This window comes from Arthrobacter sp. NyZ413, from assembly GCF_049390645.1.
Taxonomy (GTDB): domain Bacteria; phylum Actinomycetota; class Actinomycetes; order Actinomycetales; family Micrococcaceae; genus Arthrobacter.
In genome coordinates this window covers 3,993,770-4,014,079 of the sequence record NZ_CP155434.1, presented here as the reverse complement: position 1 = coordinate 4,014,079, position 20,310 = coordinate 3,993,770, and the positions used below count along the sequence as shown (strand labels likewise).

The window sequence follows — 20,310 nt, the reverse complement described above, 5'->3', positions numbered from 1 at the left end:
CGGTCAATGACCGGGGTGTTTTTGCTGGAATGCGAGCGGGCGACGGGAATCGAACCCGCGTATCGAGCTTGGGAAGCTAGCGCTCTACCATTGAGCTACGCCCGCATTGCCCCGCCATCTTGCCGGAGCAGATCCCAGCTTAGCGTAGAAAGCCGATGGGTCCAGACCAGACTCACCGGCAGGCTTTTCTGAATACCGTCCACGTCACGGTCGCATCAAATATTCGGCGCTACTCGTAAAGATTCGGTTAAGGCTCGACGCAGGTGTGTCCCGCCGCTCCGGGGCTGATTATTCTGTAGCAGTTAGCTGCTGTGTCATGGGGAACCGGGCTATGTCCGTGAGTCGTACGCCGAAAGAGGTTGCAGTGGCATTTGCACAGCACGAAGTGCTCATTGGTCGTGACGCCATGACCGTCTATCGCTTCCTCGTGGACGGACTCAACAATCCCTTGTGGCGCAGCGGCGTCCGCAGCATTTCCTTGCGTTCAGGGCAGGCGGGCGAGAAGGGTGCCGTCTACCAGCAGACCCTATCCGGCCCCGGCGGGCGGCCCGTCGCGGCTGACTTCCAAATCACCGAAGCGCGGCCGGGCGCCGAAGTCCGTTTCGCCGTCGTCGCCGGCCCTGCGCGCCCCACGGGCGGCTACTACCTCAGCACGGAAGGGCCGAATACCCGCTTGCGTTTCGCCCTGGAGTTCCATCCCAAAGGCCTGAAGAAGCTCATGAACGGCATGATCCAGAAGACCATGGAAGGCGAAGTGGTCCAGTTGGAGCAGCTCAAGTCGGTCATCGAGGAGCAAGCTCCCGACGAGTAAGGCCTATTGCGCCAGTTTCAGGCCGACCAGCCCCGTCAGGGGAGTAGTCGGCGTCGTGAGCTGTCCGCTGCTCAGGTCCCAGTACTCAATCGTGCCGTTGCCCAGCAGGCCAGCGATGCCAGTGGAGTTGAGCCCGGTCACGTTCCGGAGCGAGCGCAAGTCCGAATAGTCCGTCCAACTCGTCCCCACGATGGGCCGCGCCTCGGCCACGGGTGCGGGCATTCCCGATCCGCGGTAGAGGCGAAGGTTGCCGCCCGGCTCCACCGCCAAAAGGTCCTGGTAGCCGTTGGCGTCGTAGTCCACCATGCTGAGCCGGATGGCGCTGACCCCGGAGGCCACTTGCGTCCGCGGGCCGAGGGCGCCCAGGCCCCGGTTCGGGTAGAGGTAAAGCACGCCGTTCGGGTCCGTCGCGAGGACCTGGGGGAGCCTGTTGCCCACGCACCACAGGCCGACGGCCATGGTCATGGGTTGCCAGCCAAACTGGCCCAAGGTCACGGGCGCGCTGAAACCGCCGCCCACCAGGCCCGGATAGAGCAGCAGCCTGCCGTCCTGCATTTGGGCCATGACGTCGTAAACGCCGTCGCGGTCCCAGTCCGTGACCATGAGCTCTTTCGAGCCGCCGAATCCGGATCCAACCGCCCGCGCGGGCCCGTACGAGCCGTTGCCGAGGGCCGGGTAGTCCTTCAGGTTTCCGGCGGCATCGACCGCGACGATGTCTCCAGCGCTGCGGATCGCGGCTGCGCTGAGGTTCAGCGTTGGTGGCTGGACCTTGGCGATGGGATCGCAAACGCTGGGGTTCGGTTGCTGCGGCGGCGTGGTCCCGGCGCCCGGGCTGTTGACGGTGCCGGCTGGAAGGGTGGTGTAGCCAAAGAGGTTGACGACGCCCCACATCGTGTAGCTGTTGGGGGTTGTTTGCCAGTTGCCGTCCGTGAAGGTGATTCCGACGCCGATCACGTTGAAGCGCGGATCCTTCAGCAGGGCATCGTGGGCCGGTGAGCTCTTCCACCATTCGACGAGTTGCGCGGCGTTCCTGTCCCAGCGGACCGCAATGACCTCGCCTGCGCCGTTGTTGGGGTTCAAGGCCCGGGGATCGGTCCAGAAATTGGGCCGGTGCTCAATGACCTGGCGCGTGGCGATGTTGTCGGACCACTCTTGCGAGAGCGTGGAAACTGTGGGGTTGTACTTCACCGGATTCAGGCCGAGGGACGTCCGATAGGCGTTGATCGCGTTGAATACCGCCAGGATTTGGGCGGAGTTGTCGTCCTTGACCAGCGCCTGGGCCGAGACCTGCGATACCGCGGCGGGGCCTTTGCTCGACGACTGGCCGTCCGTGGCCGCGGCCGGGAGCGGGTCCGGTCCCAAGGCCGGCGGGATGGAAGGCACGGGAGGGGGTCCGACTGCTTGCGGCGACCCGACCGTTCCGGACCCGGCGGCGGAGCTGGAGGCAGCGGGGGCGGCCGGAGTTTGGGCGGACGCGTCCGGGGCTGCGGGGACCGTTGACGTCGGGATCTGGGCCGCCGGGGTTTGGGCCTGCTTGGCAGCGCCGGGAGCGGACCCGACGGCGGCAGGTGCGGCGGACGAAGGTTCGGCCTGCGGGCGGGTGGATCCCGACGCCGGTGCGGGCGTCGTCGTCGTACTTTCAGTTCCGGGGGCGGAAGGTGAGCCGGGGCCGGTTGGAGCGGTTCCGGTTGCCGCGAGCGGAAGCGGGAGGGGCTGGGGGCCCGAGGCAGGGGCCAGGACCGTGAGGAGGCAAGCCACCAGCACGGCGATGGGCACCACAATTCGTCGCAACGTATCCCCAGATTCCGGTTTTGCCGCCGTTTGAGACCAAAAAGCAAGAGCAACGGCAGTCTATGTTCCGCACTATAGTCCCATGCGCCACTCCTGCACCATGGCTTGCGCGGCTCATACGGTATTTTTGAACCTGTGCTGATCTCTGACCGCGACATTCGTGCCGAAATCGACTCCCGACGCATCGTCCTGGAGCCCTATGAACCCGAAATGGTTCAGCCGTCCTCGGTGGATGTCAGGATTGATCGCTTTTTCCGGCTCTTCGACAACCACAAGTACGCCCACATCGACCCCTCCGAAGAGCAGCCGGAACTGACCCGCTTGGTGGAGGTGGAAGGCGACGAACCCTTCATCCTGCACCCGGGCGAATTCGTGCTCGGCTCAACGTACGAAACCGTGAGCCTGCCTGACGACATCGCTGCGCGCCTGGAAGGCAAGTCCTCCCTGGGCCGCCTCGGTTTGCTGACGCACTCCACGGCCGGATTCATCGACCCCGGTTTCTCTGGACACGTGACCTTGGAGCTGTCCAACGTGGCCACGCTGCCCATCAAGCTGTGGCCGGGCATGAAGATCGGTCAGTTGTGCTTCTTCCGCCTCAGCTCGGCCGCCGAGTTCCCCTACGGTTCCGGTAGCTACGGTAACCGCTACCAAGGCCAGCGCGGCCCCACCGCCAGCCGCAGCCACCTCAACTTCCACCGGACGGCGATCTAGGCTTTCTCACTGCGGCGCGTCGAGGCGTGAGATCTCGGCCTTTTGGGAGTGCGAAAGGGCCGGGATCTCACGCCTCGATTCGCGCGGGGAGAGTCACCCCTCCTCCACACTGTGGACAACCGGCCGGGCCAGCCCGCAAACACCAAGAATTGGTGCATGCGCAATCCCGGACCCCTTCCCGACGCCCTGAGGGGCAGATCGTTCACCCTTTCGGAGCAGCGAGCAGCCGGGGTTGCCGAAAGCCGAGCATGGAACAAGGACCTCCGCGTCGCTAGCCGCGGAGTGCGTGTTCCCTGGGGAACAGGCCAGGAGCTCACGCACACCGCGAGGCTTTTGACTGGCCTCTCGCCGGGGACTGTGTGCTGCGGCCTAACGGCTGCAATCCTCTGGGGCTGCCCCCTTCCTTTCGATCTCGAGGGCCAGCCGCTCGTGCACCTGTTGCGGTGGGACGGCGGGAATCGTCCTGTACGCAAGGGAATTGTCGGGCGTCGAGTGCTCCTGGGCGCCTCCGACCGGCAAGTCCTCGACGGTATCCCCATCACAAGCCCGGCCCGGACTTGGCTCGACTTGGCTGCCCTGCTGCCGCTGGACGATCTGGTCGCGGCAGCCGACCATTTCATCTGTTCCCAGTCGCGCAGCTTTGGGCGCAACCGTGTGGCTCTTTGTTCCCTCGAAGACTTGCGAGGGCAAGTGGAGGCCAACCCCGGCGTCCGCGGACGCAGGAACGCCTGGAGAGCGCTGGACTTGGCGAGGGTTGGGGCCGACTCCGTTCCCGAAACAAAACTCCGTCTGGCCATCGTCAGGCGAGGCCTGCCCGAACCTGAATTGCGGTTTGTGGTGCAGGACTCGACTGGTTGGGAGTTGGCCTGGCCGGATCTGGCGTTTCGACGGTACAAGGTCGCGGTCAACTACGACGGTAGCCATCATCTGACGGCGGACCAGAAAGAATCGGACATTCGTCGTGACGAATCCATCGCCGCAATCGGGTGGACATCCGTGACCATTACGGCAAGGCACGTCAAGGCACGGGGGTTCGACGGCGTCACTCATCGCGTGCGCGATGCCCTCGCTCGAGCGGGGTGGCGAATCGAGGCGTGAGATCTCGGCCTTTTGGGAGTGCGAAAGGGCCGGGATCTCACGCCTCGACGGAAGTCCTCGGCTCGGCCGGGGTTGGTTTCCGCGAAGACTTGCGGAAGGCCTTGACTACGGGCTCCACGAAGCGTGCCGCGAGGGGTCCCGTGATGGCCATGAGGAGCACATAGGCCGTAGCGAGTCCTGCAAGGTCGGCCGGAACCGCGCCCGACGTCACGGCCAGGCCTGCGATGACGATGGAGAATTCGCCGCGGGCAATCAGGGCCGCTCCGGCGCGGAAGCGGCCGGGAACGGCGATGCCCGCGCGCTTGGCCGCCCAGATCCCGGTCAGCATCTTGGTGGCGGCCGTCAAGATCGCCAAAAGCAGGGCCCATCCGAGCACCGGAGGGATTCCCGAAGGATCCGTGTTGAGTCCGAACGCCACGAAGAACAGCGCGGCGAAGAGGTCCCGCAAGGGTTCGAGGATGCGCGTCGCGTTGTGGGCCGTGGCGCCGGAAATGGCGATCCCGAGCATGAACGCCCCCACCGCGGCTGAAACCTGCATGGCGGAAGCGATGCCTGCCACCAAGAGCGCGGCCCCCAGGACATTGAGCAGGAAGACCTCGGAGTTTTCGCTGTGCACGGCCTGGGACACGCGATGACCGTGCTTGAGCGCCACCACCAGCACCAAAGTGACCACGGCCAAGGCGATACCCACGGTCTGGAGGCCGCCAAGGAAACCGACCCCAGCCAGGATGGCAGTGAGGATCGGGAGGTAGATCGCCATCGTGAGGTCTTCGAACACCAGGATGGCCAAAACCACGGGAGTTTCGCGGTTACCGATCCGTCCGAGGTCGGTGATCACTTTGGCCGCGATCCCGGACGAGGAGATATAGGTAACGCCGCCCATGACGATCGCGCCCACCACCCCCCAACCGAGGAGGAGCGCGATGCCCGCGCCGGGAGCGAAGTTCAGGACGAGGTCCAACACGCCCGCTTGCCATGAGCGCCGCAGCCCGTTGACCAACTCCGCGGCCGTATACTCCAGGCCAAGCATCAACAAAAGCAAGATGACGCCGATTTCGCCGGACAGGTGCGCGAACTCGTGCATGCCATCGAGGTTCACGAACCCTCCGGCGCCAAACGCGAGTCCGCCCACGAGGTAGAACGGAATGGGGGACATGCCGATCCTGCCGGCCAAGCGAGCCAGGAGGCCGAGGCAGAAAACGACTGCACCCAGCTCAATGAGGGTCAGGGCCAGGGGATCCATCGCCGTCAGCCGTTGCGGAGGATGGCAGCCGCAGAGTCAAGACCTTTCTGCGTGCCGACAGCCACCAGCAGGTCGCCCATGTGAAGGACGACGTCGGGTGCGGGCGAGGGAACCACCTCGCCTTCGCGCATGATCGCGACAATCGAGACACCGCTGCGCGTGCGGATCTGGGCCTTCCCCATGGGCTGGTTGTTAAAGGGTGAATCGGCAGTGATGGAGAACTGCCGTGTGGCGATGCCGGGAATGTCCTTGTGGGCTTCGGCCAGGCTCATGGCGAGGTGCTGGCCGCCCAGGAGGTTGCCCAGGCAGGAAGCTTCGTCGGCGGTGAGCGGGATGGACGCCTGGCAGGTATCGGGATCGTCCCACGTGGAGACGAACAATTCCGTTTCACCTTCGCGCATCTCGACAACACCGATCCGGCGTCCCGAGGCCGTGACGAAATCCTTGCGGACCCCCAAGCCTGGCAGTACTGTCTCATCCACGTTCATAGCTACACCCTAGTCCTCGAGGGGTGTCGGCGGAATGTCGCCGCTCACAGAGGCGTCACAGGCAGGTCACAGGGCGCATGCAGGCAACGCCCAGATGCGCGGCAGCCCGAAGCAGCCCACCGGCACTACAGTGCCAACGCCAGTCCGCGCGCGGCGTCGTCGTAGTATTCACGGTCCGCGAGCCCGGCAGCGGCCGCTTCGTCGACGACCACCACGGCGTCCGGGTGCCACTGCAGGATCGAGCCCGGGCAGGACGCGGAGAGCGGGCCTTCCACGGCGGCGGCGATCGGCGCGGCCTTGGCGGAACCGGTGGCGATGAGCACGAGCCGACGAGCGTCCAGGACGGTGCCGAGCCCCTGGGTGATGCAATGGGTGGGAACATCGGCTTCGTCGGCGAAGAACCGGGCGTTGTCCCGGCGGGTGCGGGAGGCAAGACGCTTCACCCGGGTTCGCGAGGACAACGAGGACCCTGGCTCATTGAAGCCCACGTGGCCGTTGGCCCCTATTCCCAGGACCTGCACGTCGACCCCGCCGGCCGCTCGGATTGCGGCATCGTAGGCTGCGGCTCCGGCCTTGAGCGCCGCGTCCGTGGCTCCGGTGCCGTCCGGAACATTCAGCCCGGCCAAGGGGAGCCCGATGACGTCACACACTTCGTGGATCAATACCTGGCGGTAGGACTGTGGGTGCCCTGCCGCGAGTCCTACGTACTCGTCGAGGGCGAAGCCCTTGGCCGCCGAGAAGTCCACGCGCCCTGCGGCGGCCGCAGCGGCGAGCTCGGCATACAGGCCGAGCGGCGAGGAGCCAGTGGCGAGGCCAAGGACAGGCGGCTTGCCCGCGGGAAGGCCCGCAAGGACGGCCTGGGCGGCAGCCGAGGCGGCTGTTTCGGATGTGGGCGTGACAATGACTTCCATGTCGGCTCTCTGTGGAGGGGTAGTGGCTGCGGGCTCGGACCTGCTTCTAGGAAGCGGAGCCGCCGCCCAAAAGCAACGAGGTCAGGGCCTGCGAAACCGCGAGGGACGCACCGTAGGTCACGATGTCAGCCCCGCCGCGCGGCCAGCCGCACTCGACGGCGATCACCGCGTGCCCCTCAGCGCGCAGCCGGGCGAACGTGGTCCACAGCGGATGCTCGGCATCCAGTCCGCGCCCGACGACGGCGACCCGCGCTCCGTCGGGCACCTCGCCTTCGCCGACAATCGCCCGGGTTGCTGCCGCCGGTCCCCACGGCACGCGGCCCACCGCGAAGTTGGCTCCGGTTTCCACCTGGACGATGGCGACTGGCTCTTCGCGTGCAAGCCACTTTTCGGCTGCGGGCGAGACGTCGAAGGCCTCGGCGATGCGCTCGCCGTCAATGAGTTCCGGCCCCTTCGGATCCGTCCCCTTGGAGGCGCCTTGCCCCCGGACCGCCGCTTCCTGGATTTCCGCAGCACTCGCGGCGGGGAACCGCCCGGCCAAGGCGGCCGTGCGGGCAGCGGCGTCGGCGAGTCGCTCCAGCGGCAGGCGACCGGCCTGGACTGCACGGGTGATTGCGGCGAGGGTCTGTTCGAACAAAGCCGGGGTTGTGTCCGATCCCAGGCAGAGCAGGTCCGCTCCCGCTACCAAGGCCCGCACGGCAGCCTCCGGGACGCCGGTCTGCGCGGACGCGCCGGCCATGTCCAAGGCATCCGTGATGATCACGCCCTCGAATCCCATGCGTCCGCGCAGCAGGTCTTGCAGGATGCGCGAAGAGAAAGTGGCGGGGTGGTCAGGGTCCAAAGCCTCCACCAGGATGTGGCTCGTCATCACGGTGGCGCCGCCGGCCGCAACAAGGGCGCGGAACGGGGCGAGTTCGCGGACATCCAGCGTGGCCGCGTCAGCCGTGACTGTGGGCAGCGCCAAATGCGAATCCGTGGTGGTATCGCCGTGCCCCGGGAAGTGTTTCGCACAGGATGCCACGCCCGCATCTTCAAGGCCGCGAATCCATGCTGCCGTGTGCCGTGCCACCAAATCCGGTTCGGCCCCGAAGCTGCGCACGCCAATCACCGGATTGTCCGGGGCGGAGTTCACGTCGGCGTCCGGGGCCAGGTTGAGGTTGATGCCCAATGCGGCGAGTTCGTGGCCAATGGCCGATGCGCTCGCGGCCGTCAGTTCCACGTCGTCCAGGCGCCCGAGCACGGCATTTCCGGGCTGGTTGGATCCGGTGCGGTAGTGCAGCCGGGTGACGTCCCCGCCTTCTTCGTCGACGGCGATCAACGAGTTCGGCGCATGGGAACGGAGCCCCGCGCACAGCTCGCGCAATTGGACGGGGGACGCCACATTGGTGCCATAGAGGCACACAGCCGCCAGCCCGGCGTCGTACGCGTCCAGGATCCACACGGGAACGGCGATCCCGGTGAAGCCCGGCATGAGTGTGCCGGCCGCCAGGCGGCGAAGATCGCCCGTGCTGGCGGGATCGGCTGTGACTGCGGTTGCGGAGGACTGAATCGTGTCCATGTCCGGCTCCTTCTTCAAAGGACGCTTGCGGGGTTGGTGGGCGCTGTCATCAGGAGACGCCCAATTGGTTCCAAAGAACCATCACGGCGGCTCCGCGTAGGACGATGTCCTCCGCGTTGTCCGCGAGGCGGACGGAGACCGGCGACGGGTCTTGGTGCAGCAAACGCGAGATCAACGTTTGCCGGACGGCATCGAGGAGCGTGCCAGCCAGGAGCTCCCGGGGTCCGCTGAGGACCAGTTCGGAGAGGTCGAGCGCGCCGACCACGGGTGCGAGGGCGATCGCGAGCCGCTCGCCGGCTTCCCGGAGTACGACGGCGGCCGCCGCCTCGGGTTCGGGACCCGCCGCTGCTTCGGCGAGGGCCCGTTCGAGGCTCGGGACGGACATCCACGTTTCGAGGCAACCGGTCTTCCCGCATTTGCACATTGCCCCGCCGTCGGTCCCGACGGTGACATGGCCGATTTCGCCGGCTGCGAAGTGTGCGCCCCGGGCACGGCGGCCGCCCACAATAAGCCCCGAACCCACGCCGCGGCCGATCTTGACGAGCACTGCGTCGTCGCTGCCTCCGCCGAATGTGTGGTGAGCGTGGACAGCGGCGTCGGCGTCGTTGGAGACGAGGGTCGGCAGTCCCGTGTGTTCCTCGATGAGGCTGCGGAGCGGGACGTCCTTCCACTCGAAGTTGGGAGCGGTGGTGACGATGCCCTCGGCGTTGACGATGCCGGGAGTTCCCACGCCGATCCCCAGGAGCGTAGCGGTGGCGCGCTCCGCCGCCTCGGACGCGAGCTCCAGGACTTGCTGGATCACTTCCTGTCCGGTTTCTTCGGCGAGTTCGTGCTCCACCCGGTGGAGGATGTTGCCGTCGAGGTCCAGGACAGCCGCGCGCAACACGGAATTTTCGGCGAGGTCCATGCCGATGACTTGGAGGCCTTGGCGGTTGATGTCCACGAGGATGGCCGGTTTGCCGGGGCGGACCTCATCCGATTGGCCGAGCTCAACAACATGGCCCCGCTCGATGAGCTCCGAGACGAGGTCCGAAACTGTGACGCGGGTCAGGCCAAGGGTCCGGGAGAGCTCCGCACGGCTCATTGCCCCGGCGGAGTGGAGGGTTTGGCGCACCAAGGACAAGTTGTGGGCTCGTCCGTCGGAGGGCAAGGTGGCCGCGCTGGTCCGTTGCGTGCGCCGTGAACCGGGCCGGTAGTGATCGCTGAATTGACGGTCACGAAGGGCTTCCATGGAAGTTAGTAAACTCTACTAACAAACAATATTCAAGGGGTTCGCCGGATTTCCGTGGAACAGTGCGCCCGTTGACGACCCGGGCGCCCGTCCCTGTGCCGTTAACGCACCGGGACGACCGCGATGTCTGCTTTGTCCGGCGACTTCACCGGGAGGATCACCAACAGCCCGGCCAAGAGAACCACCATGATGCCCAGGATGCCCCAGCGCTGCGCGCCGCCGGATGCGACGAAGGGCGTTGCAATGGTGATGCACAGGGTGAAGAGGGCCGGGGCGAGGAAACTCACGGCCCTGCCGGTGGTGGCGTACAGCCCGAACAGCTCGCCGGACTCGCCATCCGGGGCCAGTCGTGCGAGGTATGCCCGGGATGACGCCTGTGCCGGTCCAACAAAGAGGCAAAGGAACAGGCCGAAGACCCAGAAGGTCGTGCTGCCTGCCCAGTGCTCTCCGAAGAAGACGTAATCTCCGTTGCCGAGGACCAGGATCGCCGTTCCCGCTACGAGCAGTCCTATGAGTGAAATGACGATGACCGCCTTGGGGCCGATCCTGTCGTCCAGGAATCCGCCGATCATGGCCCCGGCTGCGGCCACGACGTTGCCGAAAATCGCGAAGAAGATGACTTGCTTGAGCTCGAATCCGAACGTCCCGGCCGCGATGACTCCACCAAAGGTAAAGACCGCGGCTAAGCCGTCGCGGAAGATGGCGCTCGAAAGCAGGAAGTAGATGGTGTGCGGGCTGGTTTTGTAGATGGCCGAGATGCGGCGGGCCAGCAGCCGGTACGAGGCCAGGAATCCGAGGCGCGATTCCGATTTCCTGACCGAGAATTCCGGAACCGCGAACAGGACCGGCAAGGCGAAGATGAACAACCATAGCGCCGAGAAGACAGCGACGAGCCGGATGTTCAGGCTGTCCTGCGTCGATGCGCCAAACCACTCGAAGGAAGGCTGGACGAAGAGTTGCAGTACCGCGAGTAGTGCGACGATTCCGCCCAAGTAGCCCATGCCCCAGCCGAAGCCGCTCACCTTGCCGATGTTGGCCGGCGTCGAAATCTGGGCGAGCATCGCGTTGTAGTTGACGCCCGCGAACTCGAAGAACACGTTGCCGAGGGCGATCAGGGAGACGCCCAGGATCAGGAACTCGGGCTTCGGGAAAACGAAGAAGCACAGCCCCGTGAGGACCGCCACGAGCATGGTGTTGACGCCAAGCCACCGTTTGCGGCGTCCGCCGGCGTCGGAGCGTTGGCCCGTGACCGGTGCCAAGACGGCAATGGCGACGCCGGCAATCGCCAGTGCGGCACCCAACGTCGCCGAGGCCTCGTCTCCGCCGCCGAAGGCTTTGGATGTCAGGTAGACGGTGAAGACGAATGTGGTCATGACGGCGTTGAATGCCGCGGAACCCCAGTCCCAGGATGCCCAGGCAACGATCTGGCCTTTGTTGGACACCGCGGGACCGGAGGCGAGCTCGGACGCGGGGTGCGGGGCTTCGGACTGAGCTGCCGTGTTCATGGTCTGAATGGTAACCGCCGGAAGCGACAGATGACTTCGCTCGCAGTTAACTTTGCCGTGAAGCCATCTTCCGCGGCTTGATCACCAGTCCCATGACGGCGGCCAGCGCGATGGCGGAGAGGATGGTCGCGGACCAGAACCCGGCCCGTCCGCCCGTGAGGAAGTCGCCGGGGGTGGCGAACGCCGCGTAGGTCGACGCCACGATGGCGAGCCCCACCGCTCCGCCGAGTTGCTGCATGGTCTGGAAAAGCCCGGAAGCGGATCCGGCATGTTCGGGTTCTACGTTGCGCAGGGCGAGCGTGGTGAGCGGCATGAAGGTCAGGCCGGCCGAGATTCCGGTGAACAGCAGGGCGGCGATGACCACCATGAAGTTCGTGTACGGACCGAGCTGCGTGAGCGGCAGGAAAGCAATGACGCGGAGTGCGGCGCCGAGAATGACGAGCCGGACTGCGCCAAGCCGTTCGACAAGCCGCGGCACGACGCGGGACATCGCGAAGATGCTCAAGGGCATCGGGAGGAATGCCAGCCCCGTCACCATGGGGGTGAGGTGCAGGTGGTCCTCGAGGTATTGGACCATGAGGAAGAACATCGCGAGCATTCCGCCGTAAGTTGCTGCCATTGCGGCCAGCGCCGCCACGCGGCTCGGGCTGCGGAGCAGTTGGGGACGCAGCAGGGGGTGGGCCACCCTGCGCTCGGTGAAGGCGAGAACGGCAATCAACACTGCGCCGACCACCAGGCCGCCGATCGTGCGGGGACTGGACCAACCGTCGTCGCCCGCTTGGATGAGGGCCCAGACGATGGCGATTGCGCCGCCCGTTGCGGTGATGGCCCCCACCATGTCGAAACGCCCCGGCCGCCGCGGAGTTTCCGCCACGAGGCGGGGCACCGCGATGAGGATGACGACGCCGATCGGCACGTTGATGAAGAGGGTCCACCTCCAGCTGGTGGTGTCCGTGAGGAGTCCGCCCAGGATGAGGCCAAGCGCTCCGCCCATTGAGGCGATGGCGGAGAACAGGGCGAGGGCCCGGTTCCGCGCGCCGTCGTCCCGGGCGCTGGTGGTGATGAGGGCGAGCACGCTGGGTGCCGCGAAGGCCGCGCCGAGGCCTTGGAGGGCGCGTGAGGCGACGAGCAGGAGCGGCGAGGTAGCGAGGCCGCCGAGGAGCGAGAAGACCGTAAAAGCAGCGACGCCCATGAGGAAGGTGCGGCGGCGGCCGAGGACGTCTCCGATCCGTCCGCCGAGCAGCAGGAGGCCGCCGAAAGCGACGGCGTAGCCGTTCAGGACCCAGCTGAGTCCGGCCGGTGTGAAGTGGAGGTCTGAGGCGATGTGGGGGAGCGCGACGTTTACGACCGTAGCGTCGAGGACGAGCATGAGCTGGGCGAGCATGACCAGCCAGAGGCCGATGCTGCCCGTGCGGCGACCGGCGAGCGCGATCCCGCCGGGGACACGTGTGGCGGTTGAAGATGTCATGGGGGTGGTGTCCTGTTCTAGCCGAGGGGCTGACGTACACTAAGAGGAGAGATGCTCCGCTTAGAACTATACGGAGACTCTCTCCGCTTTGCAACAGGCTCTACTTGATGAGGTGTTTTCTGTGCGCGCTGACGCCCAACGCAACCGCGATCGGATCGTGGAAGTGGCGCGTGCGCTCTTCCGCTCGAAAGGCTTCGACGCCGTGTCGATGGACGAAGTCGCCAAGGGCGCCGAAGTGGGCGCAGGCACGCTGTACCGGCACTTCCCCACCAAGGAATCGCTCTACGACGCCGTCCTCGAAGCCTGGGCGGACAGGGTCAACGCCGCCGTCGACCGCGCACTCACCCTCGATGCGCCCGCACGGGAGCAGCTGCTGAGTTGGCTGACCGACTATGCGGCAATGCTGACCGAACACAAGGGTGCGGCTGCGCGGATCACGGCCGCACTGGGCGACCCCGGATCCCCGTTCGCGGCGAAGTGCCAGACCTACCTCGGCGCCAACCAGCGTGTGATCGAAAAGTTGGATTCCGCCTTGCGTCCCGGAGTCGAGGCCATGCAGATCAGCAGGCTCGTCGGCGGCGTGGCCGCAGTAGTAGACAACAGCGAACTACCGGCCGACGCGTCGGCGTCGATGCTCGCGATCGTCGCGGACGGATTGCTCGCTTCCTAGCCCGCTCCGCGGGGCCCTTCACGGCTGCGCAGCCGGACATTCTTTGTCACATGCGATTGATAAACTATCTGCACCGAACCCAACGTTTGACCGCTTGCTCCAACTTTTGACAACTTATTCCTGACTTTTGCGGAGATACCAGTGATCGCAGTTCTTGCCGTGACCTTTGCAGCGGCAACTGTGGCGCCCTGGATCTTCCGGAAATTCCAGCGGAATGCGTTCTATATCCTGGCGGCCGTTCCGGCCGGAGCGTTTGCTTGGCTCCTTGGACAGTATGGTGCGGTCTACGCAGGCGGCCACCTTTCCACGGGCGGCAGTTCCACGGGCGGCGCCATCGAAGAGACGATGCCCTGGATTCCCGACCTCAAGCTGGAATTCGCCTTCCGCATGGACGTCCTGGCGTGGGTCATGTCATTGCTGGTCTTGGGCGTCGGCACGCTGGTCCTGGTCTACTGCGCGCGGTACTTCAAGAACGAGGACGCCGACCTCGGAGGGTTCGGAGCGCAGCTCCTCGCCTTCGCGGGCGCGATGTTCGGCCTGGTGACGGCCGACGACCTCTTGATGATGTTCATCTTCTGGGAACTCACCACGGTCCTGTCCTACCTCCTGATCGGCTATGCGCGCACCCGCCTCGCAGCCCGGCGCTCGGCCCTGCAGGCCCTCATGGTCACCACTGCCGGCGGCCTCGCCATGCTCGTCGGGCTCATCATCCTCGGCCAGACAGCCGGGACCTACCGGATTTCGGCAATCATGGCCGAAGCCTCCACGTTCGCTACCGGACCGGCGCAGGCTGCCGTTGCGGCCGCCGTCGTACTCATCCTGGTGGGCGCGATCACCAAATCCGCGCTGGTTCCCTTCCACTTCTGGCTCCCGGGCGCCATGGCGGCCCCCACTCCGGTGAGCGCCTACCTGCACGCCGCGGCGATGGTGAAGGCGGGCATCTACATCGTGGCGCGCCTGGCGCCGGGATTCAGCGACAGTCCCGCCTGGCTGCCGCTGGTGCTCGGCCTTGGCCTCGCCACGATGCTGGTGGGCGGGTACCGGGCGCTGCGTCAGACCGATATCAAGCTCATCCTTGCCTATGGCACCGTCAGCCAGCTCGGCTTCCTGACCATGGTTGTGGGGCTCGGCAAGCCCGACGCCGCGTTGGCCGGACTTGCGCTCCTGCTGGCGCACGGCCTGTTCAAAGCAGCGCTGTTCCTGGTGGTGGGCATCATCGACCACCAGTCCGGCACACGGGATATCCGCAAGCTTTCCGGGGTGTACCAGTCCTCGCGGGCCCTCGCCATCGTGGCCGGCATCGCCGCCGCCTCCATGGCCGGGGTTCCGCCGCTGGCCGGTTTCGTGGCCAAGGAATCCGTGTTCGAGGCGTTCGTCCACTACGGCGCGGATCCGGCGTCGGAACCGTGGGGGCCAGTGCTCCTGGTGGGCCTCGTGCTGGGATCCATCCTCACCTTCGCCTACAGCGCCCGTTTCATGTGGGGAGCTTTCGCCACGAAGCCCGGCGTCGACCGGACTCCGTTCAAAGCCATCAAGCCCTCTTTCCTGGCGGCACCCGCCGTCTTGAGCTTCCTCACGGTGGTTTACGGCCTCTGGCCGGATCCCGTGGACAGCTGGATCCAACCGTACGCGGCAGTTTTCGGCGGAAACCACGACGCCGGCACCGTCGCTTCGAGCGCAGGGCACCTTGCGCTGTGGCACGGATTGACGACGGCGCTCGGGCTTACCGCCGTTACCTTCGCCGCAGGTATCGCCATGGTCTACGCCCGGAACTTCGTATCCCGGGCCCAATCCCGCGTCCCTGACTGGATCGACGGCGACCGCGCCTACCAGCGCACCATCGGTGCCTTGGACGACGTCGCAGTGTGGGTGACCGGACGCACGCAACGCGGTTCCCTCTACTTCTACTTGGCGGTCATCCTCACCGTCGCCTTCGCAGTCCCGCTCACGGCCCTCATCATGGCCAATAAGCCCATTCCCGGCGGCCTGTACCTGATAGATCCGAATTCCCCGCTTCAAGGCATCGCCGCTGCCGGAATCATCGTCGGTGCCTTGGCCGCCGTCCGTGCCAACAAGCGCTTCCTAGCAGTGCTGATGGTGTCCGTGACCGGGTATGGAATCGCGTTGTTGTTCGCGTTCCAAGGCGCGCCGGACCTCGCCTTGACCCAAATGCTGGTTGAGACCATCATCCTGGTGGCTTTTGTCCTGGCGATGCGCAGCCTTCCTCCGGAGCTCCGGGACCGGACCGGCGGCAAATACCGGGTGGTCCGCGTCATTATCGGCGTCGCGTTCGGCGTGACCATGATCTTCGTGGCGATCTACGCCATGGGGGCGCGCATTTCCAACCCTGTTTCGCTGTCCTTCCCCCGGCTCGCCTACGAGGGCGGCGGCGGCCTCAACGTCGTCAACGTGACCCTCGTGGATATCCGGGCGTGGGATACCTTCGGCGAGATCTCGGTCCTCGCGGTCGCCGCTACCGGCGTCGCGAGCCTGATATTCGTCCGCAGCCGGGGTGAACGCATCGTCAAGTCCGCAACGGTGCCCGAAGGCAGCGTGGGGCGGCGCCCCGCCGTCGGGGGCAATTCGCGCGAGGAAGCCTCCTTGGCGATGGTCCGCAAGTTCGCCGGATCCCTTGCCGATCCCTGGCTCGTGGCGGGCCGGACCCTGGCACCGGAGCGCCGCTCGATCATTTTCGAAGTGGTCACCAGGCTGATCTTCCACTCGATGATCGTGTTCTCCGTCTATTTGCTGCTCGCAGGCCACAACTTGCCGGGCGGAGGCTTCGCCGGGGGACTTACGGCCGGCCTCGCGCTCACCATCCGTTACTTGGCGGGCGGCCGTTTCGAGCTCCGTGAAGCCGCGCCGATCAGCGCCGGCATGCTGCTCGGAACAGGCCTCGCGACGGCGGCCGTCGCCGGGTTCGTGCCGCTCCTTTTCGGTGGCCAGGTCTTCCAGAGCGCCATCTTCGAGTTCTGGCTGCCGCTGTTCGGCGACATCAAGTTCGTGACGTCGACGATTTTCGATATCGGTGTCTACCTCGTGGTGGTCGGGCTTGCCTTGGACGTGCTGCGCAGCCTTGGCGGCGAGATCGACGAGCATTTCGAGGAAACGGCCAGCGCGGACGCCAAGCGTTCATGGGTTTCCCCAGCCGGTTCGGCCGGCCCGGCATCGGCCGAAACCGCGACCACCGTGCCAACGACGACCACCGCGCCAACCACAAAGAGGACCCCATGAGCGTCAACTTGACCTTGTTGATCGTCATGGGCGTGCTGTACGCATGCGGGATCTACCTCATCCTGGAGCGCAGCCTGACCCGCGTCCTGCTGGGACTCATGCTCCTCGCGAACGCGACGAACCTATTGATCCTGGCAACCGGCGGGTACGCGGGACTTGCCCCGCTGTTCAGCAAATCCACCGACCCCCACGACTACAACGATCCCCTGCCGCAGGCCTTGATCCTGACATCGATCGTGATTTCCTTCGCGGTCACAGCCTTCATGCTCGGAATCATCTACCGGACCTGGGCACTGGCGCGGCAAGACGACATCCAGGACGACGCCGAAGACCGCCGCGTCGCCAAGACCCCCAGCTTCGACGCCGAGGACGACTCCGTGGTTCCCGAAGAGACCTCGGAATTCCCTGTTACTGAAGTGCCCGCCGCCGCCAAGGAAGGAGCCACCGAGTGAACATCGCCAGCCTGGCACCGCTCGCCGTCGTCCTTCCCATCCTCGGCGCGGCACTCACCTTCGCCCTGAACCGGAATCCCCGGGCGCAGCGCGTAGTCAGCATCGGCCTGTTGTCCCTCACATTGCTGTTGGAATGCTGGCTCCTCGCCTCGGTCTGGACCACCGGGACAGCATCCGTCACCCTGGGCGGCTGGCTCCCGCCGTTCGGCGTGGTGATGGTGGTGGACCAGTTTTCTTCGCTCATGCTGGTGGTTTCCTCCGTGGTCAGCCTCGCCGTCCTGGTCTATGCGACTGGCCAAGGCATGGCGGACGGGGACAGCGAAGCGCCGGTATCGATCTTCCACCCGACCTACTTGATCCTGGTTGCCGGGGTTTCCAACGCTTTCCTCACGGGCGACCTCTTCAATCTCTACGTCGGCTTCGAAATCCTGCTCACGGCGAGCTACGTGCTCATGACGCTGGGCGGGACCGGTCCGCGCATCCGCGCCGGCGTCACTTATGTTGTGGTGTCCGTGGTGTCCTCGGTGCTGTTCCTGATCGCCATCGCCATGATCTACGGCGCCACCGGAACCATCACCATGGCCGATCTCGCAGTCAAGTTGGCCGGCTTGGATCCGGGAACCAGGAACCTGCTGCACGTCATGCTCCTGGTGGCCTTCGGCATCAAGGCCGCCGTCTTCCCGCTCTCCTTCTGGCTGCCAGACTCCTACCCGACGGCACCCGCGCCGGTCACCGCGGTGTTCGCGGGCCTGCTCACCAAGGTGGGCGTCTACGCCATGGTCCGCACCGAAACATTGCTCTTCCCCGGCGATACCCTCAACGCGCCCCTTATGGTGGTGGCGTTGTTGACCATGGTGGTGGGGATCCTCGGCGCGATAGCCCAAAGCGATATCAAACGTCTGCTGTCCTTCACTTTGGTGAGCCACATCGGGTACATGGTGTTCGGCCTGGCAATGTCCTCGGTTGCCGGACTGGCCGCTGCCGTCTTCTACGTGGCGCACCACATCACCGTCCAGACCAGCCTCTTCCTGGTGACGGGCTTGATCGAGCGCCGTGGCGGAAGCTCATCCATGGACAGGCTCGGAGGGCTCGCCAAGTTGTCTCCGCTCTTGGCCCTCCTGTTTTTCATTCCGGCAATGAACCTCGCCGGAATCCCGCCGTTCTCCGGATTTCTCGGGAAGCTTGGCCTCCTGCAGGCCGGGATCGCGCTTGGGACACCGCTGGCCATCACCTTGGTGGTGGGAGGCGTGGTCACGAGCCTCCTGACCCTCCTGGCAGTTGCCCGCGTGTGGAACCGCGCGTTCTGGCGCAAACCCGAGGACGCGGAATACCCCGATCGCGTCCTGAAGGACACGGCCGGTGTGGGCCTGCTTCCGCGGTCCATGGTGGGAGCCACCACGGCCCTGGTGGTGTTCGGCGTCGCGTTGACTGTGTTTGCCGGTCCGCTCTTCCATTTGGCAGGCAACTCCGCCGAACAGATGCTGGACCGGACGGCCTACATCCATTCGGTACTGGGGGACAACGCCCACGTTCCAGGAACCGCGGCGCCGGGTGTCCAACCGGGTGTCCAACCGGGTGTCCAGGGGAGCGGCAAATGAGCCGCAAACGGATCTCCTTCCGCACCGAACTTCCCCTCCTCATTTGGCTCGTGGTGGTCTGGGGCGCGCTCTGGCGCGACTTCAGCCCCGGCAACCTCGTCTTCGGCGCCATGGTGGCAGTGGTGGTTGCCCGGGTGTTCTACTTGCCTCCGGTCGAGCTCAGCGGGCGCTTCAACGTGCTCCGGGCCATTCCTTTCGCCGTGGTGTTCCTCGGCAAAGTGGTGGCAGCGAGCTTGAACGTGATGTACCTCGCTATTTTCCGGGGACCCGCGGTGACCAACGCCGTCGTCGCCGTTCCTTTGCGGAGCCATTCAGACCTCATGGTGACCGCCACAGGCCACGTGATCTCGCTTATTCCGGGGTCCCTTGTGGTGGAGGTGGACCGCTCCACGTCCACGCTGTACATCCACGGGCTCAACGTCCGGAACGAAGCCGACCTCGCCAAGCTTCGGCGCGAAGTCCAGGACACAGAGGCAGGACTGATACGCATCATGGGAACCCGGGCCGAAATGGAAGCACTCCAGGCCGAAGGATGGCCTGCAACGAGGGGAGCCCGATCGTGAAAGACCTCGTCCTGATCGTCACAGCGGTGATCCTGAGCCTCGCGGCGGCCGGCGCGATCTACCGGATCGCCGTCGGGCCTTCCCTGTTGGACAGGGTCCTCGCCTCAGACGTGCTGCTCGCCATCCTCGGCGCGGCCCTCGCAATCGATATGGCCGTCAACCGGCACCTCAACAACCTCGTGCTGCTGGTTGCCTTGGCGCTCATTGGATTCATCGGTTCCGTGACCGTGGCCCGCTTCGTCGCCGACCGCAGGGGGCAGGTCAATGACTCCTGACGCCACCGGAATGGACGCCGTGATCGACGCCGTCACCGCGGTCTTGCTGATTGTCGGCGCCCTCATGTCGCTTGGCGCCGCGATAGGCCTGTTGCGCTTTCCCGACCTCATGAGCAGGATGCACGCGGCCACCAAACCGCAGGTACTGGGACTGTTCCTGGTCCTGGCCGCCATAGGCCTTCAAATGCGCGAATGGTGGGTGTGGCCGGTCCTGCTGGTTGCCTGGATCTTCCAGCTGCTCACCGTGCCCGTATCCGCCCACATGGTGGGCCGCGCAGGTTACAGGACCAAGCACCTCCACCCCGAGCTGCTCAGCGCCGACGAACTGGAAGCCGTGGTGCTTCGGGCTGCGGGCGAACAAGCGTCTGCTGGCGAAGAACCAGCCGGGGAAAAGGACGAAGAGGCCGGCAAGCAGCCCTAGACGATGTCCTGGGTCTTCTGGAAGCGGACGATCGCGCGTTGCGTGCCGCGGTTGGCCAGGACCTGGATGACTGTGCTGACGGTTGAGGAAATCAACGCGAAGGTAAGCGCCGAACGAAGGCTCTGGGGGGTTTCGTCCTTGTCGGTCGGCGGCTTGTTGCCCGTGGTCTTCTCCCAGACGGTGTTCACGATCTTCGTTCCGACCAAGCCTGCGACGATGCTGATGGCGGTGCCCATGAGCTTGATGAGCATGTTCATTCCGGGACTCCTTCGTTTGGCGAAA

General features: G+C 65.6%; 19 protein-coding genes and 1 tRNA gene. 10 read left to right on the top strand and 10 right to left on the bottom strand.

Annotation, left to right across the window (positions count from 1 at the left end; translation table 11 throughout):
• Window positions 1–34: 34 nt before the first annotated feature.
• Window positions 35–105: transfer RNA gene (locus ABCW42_RS18740), tRNA-Gly, on the bottom strand.
• A gap of 259 nt (window positions 106–364) precedes the next feature.
• Between ABCW42_RS18740 and ABCW42_RS18735 the strand changes: the two genes are divergently transcribed.
• Window positions 365–811 (top strand): SRPBCC family protein, encoded by a 447-nt coding sequence (locus ABCW42_RS18735; protein WP_423182604.1) that lies wholly within the window; start codon window positions 365–367, stop codon window positions 809–811.
• A 3-nt stretch (window positions 812–814) separates the two neighbouring features.
• Here the strand turns inward: ABCW42_RS18735 and ABCW42_RS18730 are convergent, their stop codons facing one another.
• Window positions 815–2,590, bottom strand: coding sequence for a CAP domain-containing protein (locus ABCW42_RS18730; protein ID WP_423182603.1), 1,776 nt, complete (start codon window positions 2,588–2,590; stop codon window positions 815–817).
• Between the two features lie 147 nt (window positions 2,591–2,737).
• Between ABCW42_RS18730 and dcd the strand changes: the two genes are divergently transcribed.
• Both dcd and ABCW42_RS18720 read left to right on the top strand, forming a co-directional pair.
• Entirely contained in the window at window positions 2,738–3,313 is a 576-nt protein-coding gene (dcd, locus tag ABCW42_RS18725; protein ID WP_423182602.1) for a dCTP deaminase, read from the top strand.
• Window positions 3,314–3,469: 156 nt separating this feature from the next.
• Entirely contained in the window at window positions 3,470–4,411 is a 942-nt protein-coding gene (locus ABCW42_RS18720) for an endonuclease domain-containing protein (protein ID WP_423182601.1), read from the top strand.
• 37 nt (window positions 4,412–4,448) lie between these two features.
• Here ABCW42_RS18720 and ABCW42_RS18715 read toward each other — a convergent pair whose 3' ends face one another.
• The 7 genes from ABCW42_RS18715 to ABCW42_RS18685 form a co-directional block, all read right to left on the bottom strand.
• Complete coding sequence (locus tag ABCW42_RS18715; RefSeq protein ID WP_423182600.1) at window positions 4,449–5,654, bottom strand: cation:proton antiporter; 1,206 nt, start codon at window positions 5,652–5,654, stop codon at window positions 4,449–4,451.
• Between the two features lie 5 nt (window positions 5,655–5,659).
• A complete protein-coding gene (locus ABCW42_RS18710) occupies window positions 5,660–6,142 on the bottom strand; it encodes a cation:proton antiporter regulatory subunit (RefSeq protein WP_423182599.1) in 483 nt (160 codons plus the stop codon).
• A 125-nt stretch (window positions 6,143–6,267) separates the two neighbouring features.
• Window positions 6,268–7,053: a glucosamine-6-phosphate deaminase gene (locus tag ABCW42_RS18705; RefSeq protein WP_423182598.1), complete on the bottom strand. Its 786-nt coding sequence runs from the start codon at window positions 7,051–7,053 to the stop codon at window positions 6,268–6,270.
• A 46-nt stretch (window positions 7,054–7,099) separates the two neighbouring features.
• Entirely contained in the window at window positions 7,100–8,611 is a 1,512-nt protein-coding gene (locus ABCW42_RS18700; RefSeq protein ID WP_423182597.1) for a glycoside hydrolase family 3 protein, read from the bottom strand.
• Window positions 8,612–8,660: 49 nt separating this feature from the next.
• A complete protein-coding gene (locus ABCW42_RS18695) occupies window positions 8,661–9,842 on the bottom strand; it encodes an ROK family transcriptional regulator (protein WP_423182596.1) in 1,182 nt (393 codons plus the stop codon).
• 101 nt (window positions 9,843–9,943) lie between these two features.
• Entirely contained in the window at window positions 9,944–11,347 is a 1,404-nt protein-coding gene (locus tag ABCW42_RS18690) for an MFS transporter (protein WP_423182595.1), read from the bottom strand.
• Between the two features lie 46 nt (window positions 11,348–11,393).
• The gene (locus tag ABCW42_RS18685; RefSeq protein WP_423182594.1) at window positions 11,394–12,815 is read right to left on the bottom strand and encodes an MFS transporter; all 1,422 of its coding nucleotides are present in this window, start codon (window positions 12,813–12,815) and stop codon (window positions 11,394–11,396) included.
• 121 nt (window positions 12,816–12,936) lie between these two features.
• On the opposite strand from ABCW42_RS18685, the gene ABCW42_RS18680 reads away from it, so the two are divergent.
• The 7 genes from ABCW42_RS18680 to mnhG all read left to right on the top strand — a co-directional run bounded on the left by ABCW42_RS18680 (window position 12,937) and on the right by mnhG (window position 20,028).
• Complete coding sequence (locus ABCW42_RS18680) at window positions 12,937–13,485, top strand: TetR/AcrR family transcriptional regulator (RefSeq protein WP_423182593.1); 549 nt, start codon at window positions 12,937–12,939, stop codon at window positions 13,483–13,485.
• A gap of 141 nt (window positions 13,486–13,626) precedes the next feature.
• Entirely contained in the window at window positions 13,627–16,719 is a 3,093-nt protein-coding gene (locus ABCW42_RS18675; protein ID WP_423182592.1) for a Na+/H+ antiporter subunit A, read from the top strand.
• Window positions 16,716–17,171 (top strand): Na(+)/H(+) antiporter subunit C, encoded by a 456-nt coding sequence (locus ABCW42_RS18670; RefSeq protein WP_133204814.1) that lies wholly within the window; start codon window positions 16,716–16,718, stop codon window positions 17,169–17,171. Before ABCW42_RS18675 ends, ABCW42_RS18670 begins: the two co-directional genes overlap by 4 nt.
• Entirely contained in the window at window positions 17,168–18,769 is a 1,602-nt protein-coding gene (locus ABCW42_RS18665) for a Na+/H+ antiporter subunit D (protein ID WP_423182591.1), read from the top strand. Before ABCW42_RS18670 ends, ABCW42_RS18665 begins: the two co-directional genes overlap by 4 nt.
• Window positions 18,766–19,332, top strand: a complete 567-nt coding sequence (locus ABCW42_RS18660; RefSeq protein ID WP_423182590.1) for a Na+/H+ antiporter subunit E — start codon at window positions 18,766–18,768, stop codon at window positions 19,330–19,332. Before ABCW42_RS18665 ends, ABCW42_RS18660 begins: the two co-directional genes overlap by 4 nt.
• Window positions 19,329–19,607, top strand: a complete 279-nt coding sequence (locus ABCW42_RS18655) for a monovalent cation/H+ antiporter complex subunit F (protein ID WP_423182589.1) — start codon at window positions 19,329–19,331, stop codon at window positions 19,605–19,607. Before ABCW42_RS18660 ends, ABCW42_RS18655 begins: the two co-directional genes overlap by 4 nt.
• Window positions 19,597–20,028 (top strand): monovalent cation/H(+) antiporter subunit G, encoded by a 432-nt coding sequence (gene mnhG, locus ABCW42_RS18650; RefSeq protein ID WP_423182588.1) that lies wholly within the window; start codon window positions 19,597–19,599, stop codon window positions 20,026–20,028. The genes ABCW42_RS18655 and mnhG overlap by 11 nt, the downstream gene beginning before the upstream one ends.
• Here the strand turns inward: mnhG and ABCW42_RS18645 are convergent.
• Window positions 20,025–20,285 (bottom strand): DUF4235 domain-containing protein, encoded by a 261-nt coding sequence (locus ABCW42_RS18645; protein WP_423182587.1) that lies wholly within the window; start codon window positions 20,283–20,285, stop codon window positions 20,025–20,027. The genes mnhG and ABCW42_RS18645 overlap by 4 nt on opposite strands.
• Window positions 20,286–20,310: the final 25 nt, after the last annotated feature.

Coding starts and splice junctions, on each gene's coding strand:
- ABCW42_RS18720 (WP_423182601.1), top strand. CDS start 3,470: ATGCGCAATCCCGGACCCCTTCCCGACGCCCTGAGGGGCAGATCGTTC.
- ABCW42_RS18715 (WP_423182600.1), bottom strand. CDS start 5,654: ATGGATCCCCTGGCCCTGACCCTCATTGAGCTGGGTGCAGTCGTTTTC.
- ABCW42_RS18710 (WP_423182599.1), bottom strand. CDS start 6,142: ATGAACGTGGATGAGACAGTACTGCCAGGCTTGGGGGTCCGCAAGGAT.
- ABCW42_RS18705 (WP_423182598.1), bottom strand. CDS start 7,053: ATGGAAGTCATTGTCACGCCCACATCCGAAACAGCCGCCTCGGCTGCC.
- ABCW42_RS18700 (WP_423182597.1), bottom strand. CDS start 8,611: ATGGACACGATTCAGTCCTCCGCAACCGCAGTCACAGCCGATCCCGCC.
- ABCW42_RS18695 (WP_423182596.1), bottom strand. CDS start 9,842: ATGGAAGCCCTTCGTGACCGTCAATTCAGCGATCACTACCGGCCCGGT.
- ABCW42_RS18690 (WP_423182595.1), bottom strand. CDS start 11,347: ATGAACACGGCAGCTCAGTCCGAAGCCCCGCACCCCGCGTCCGAGCTC.
- ABCW42_RS18685 (WP_423182594.1), bottom strand. CDS start 12,815: ATGACATCTTCAACCGCCACACGTGTCCCCGGCGGGATCGCGCTCGCC.
- ABCW42_RS18670 (WP_133204814.1), top strand. CDS start 16,716: ATGAGCGTCAACTTGACCTTGTTGATCGTCATGGGCGTGCTGTACGCA.
- ABCW42_RS18660 (WP_423182590.1), top strand. CDS start 18,766: ATGAGCCGCAAACGGATCTCCTTCCGCACCGAACTTCCCCTCCTCATT.
- mnhG (WP_423182588.1), top strand. CDS start 19,597: ATGACTCCTGACGCCACCGGAATGGACGCCGTGATCGACGCCGTCACC.
- ABCW42_RS18645 (WP_423182587.1), bottom strand. CDS start 20,285: ATGAACATGCTCATCAAGCTCATGGGCACCGCCATCAGCATCGTCGCA.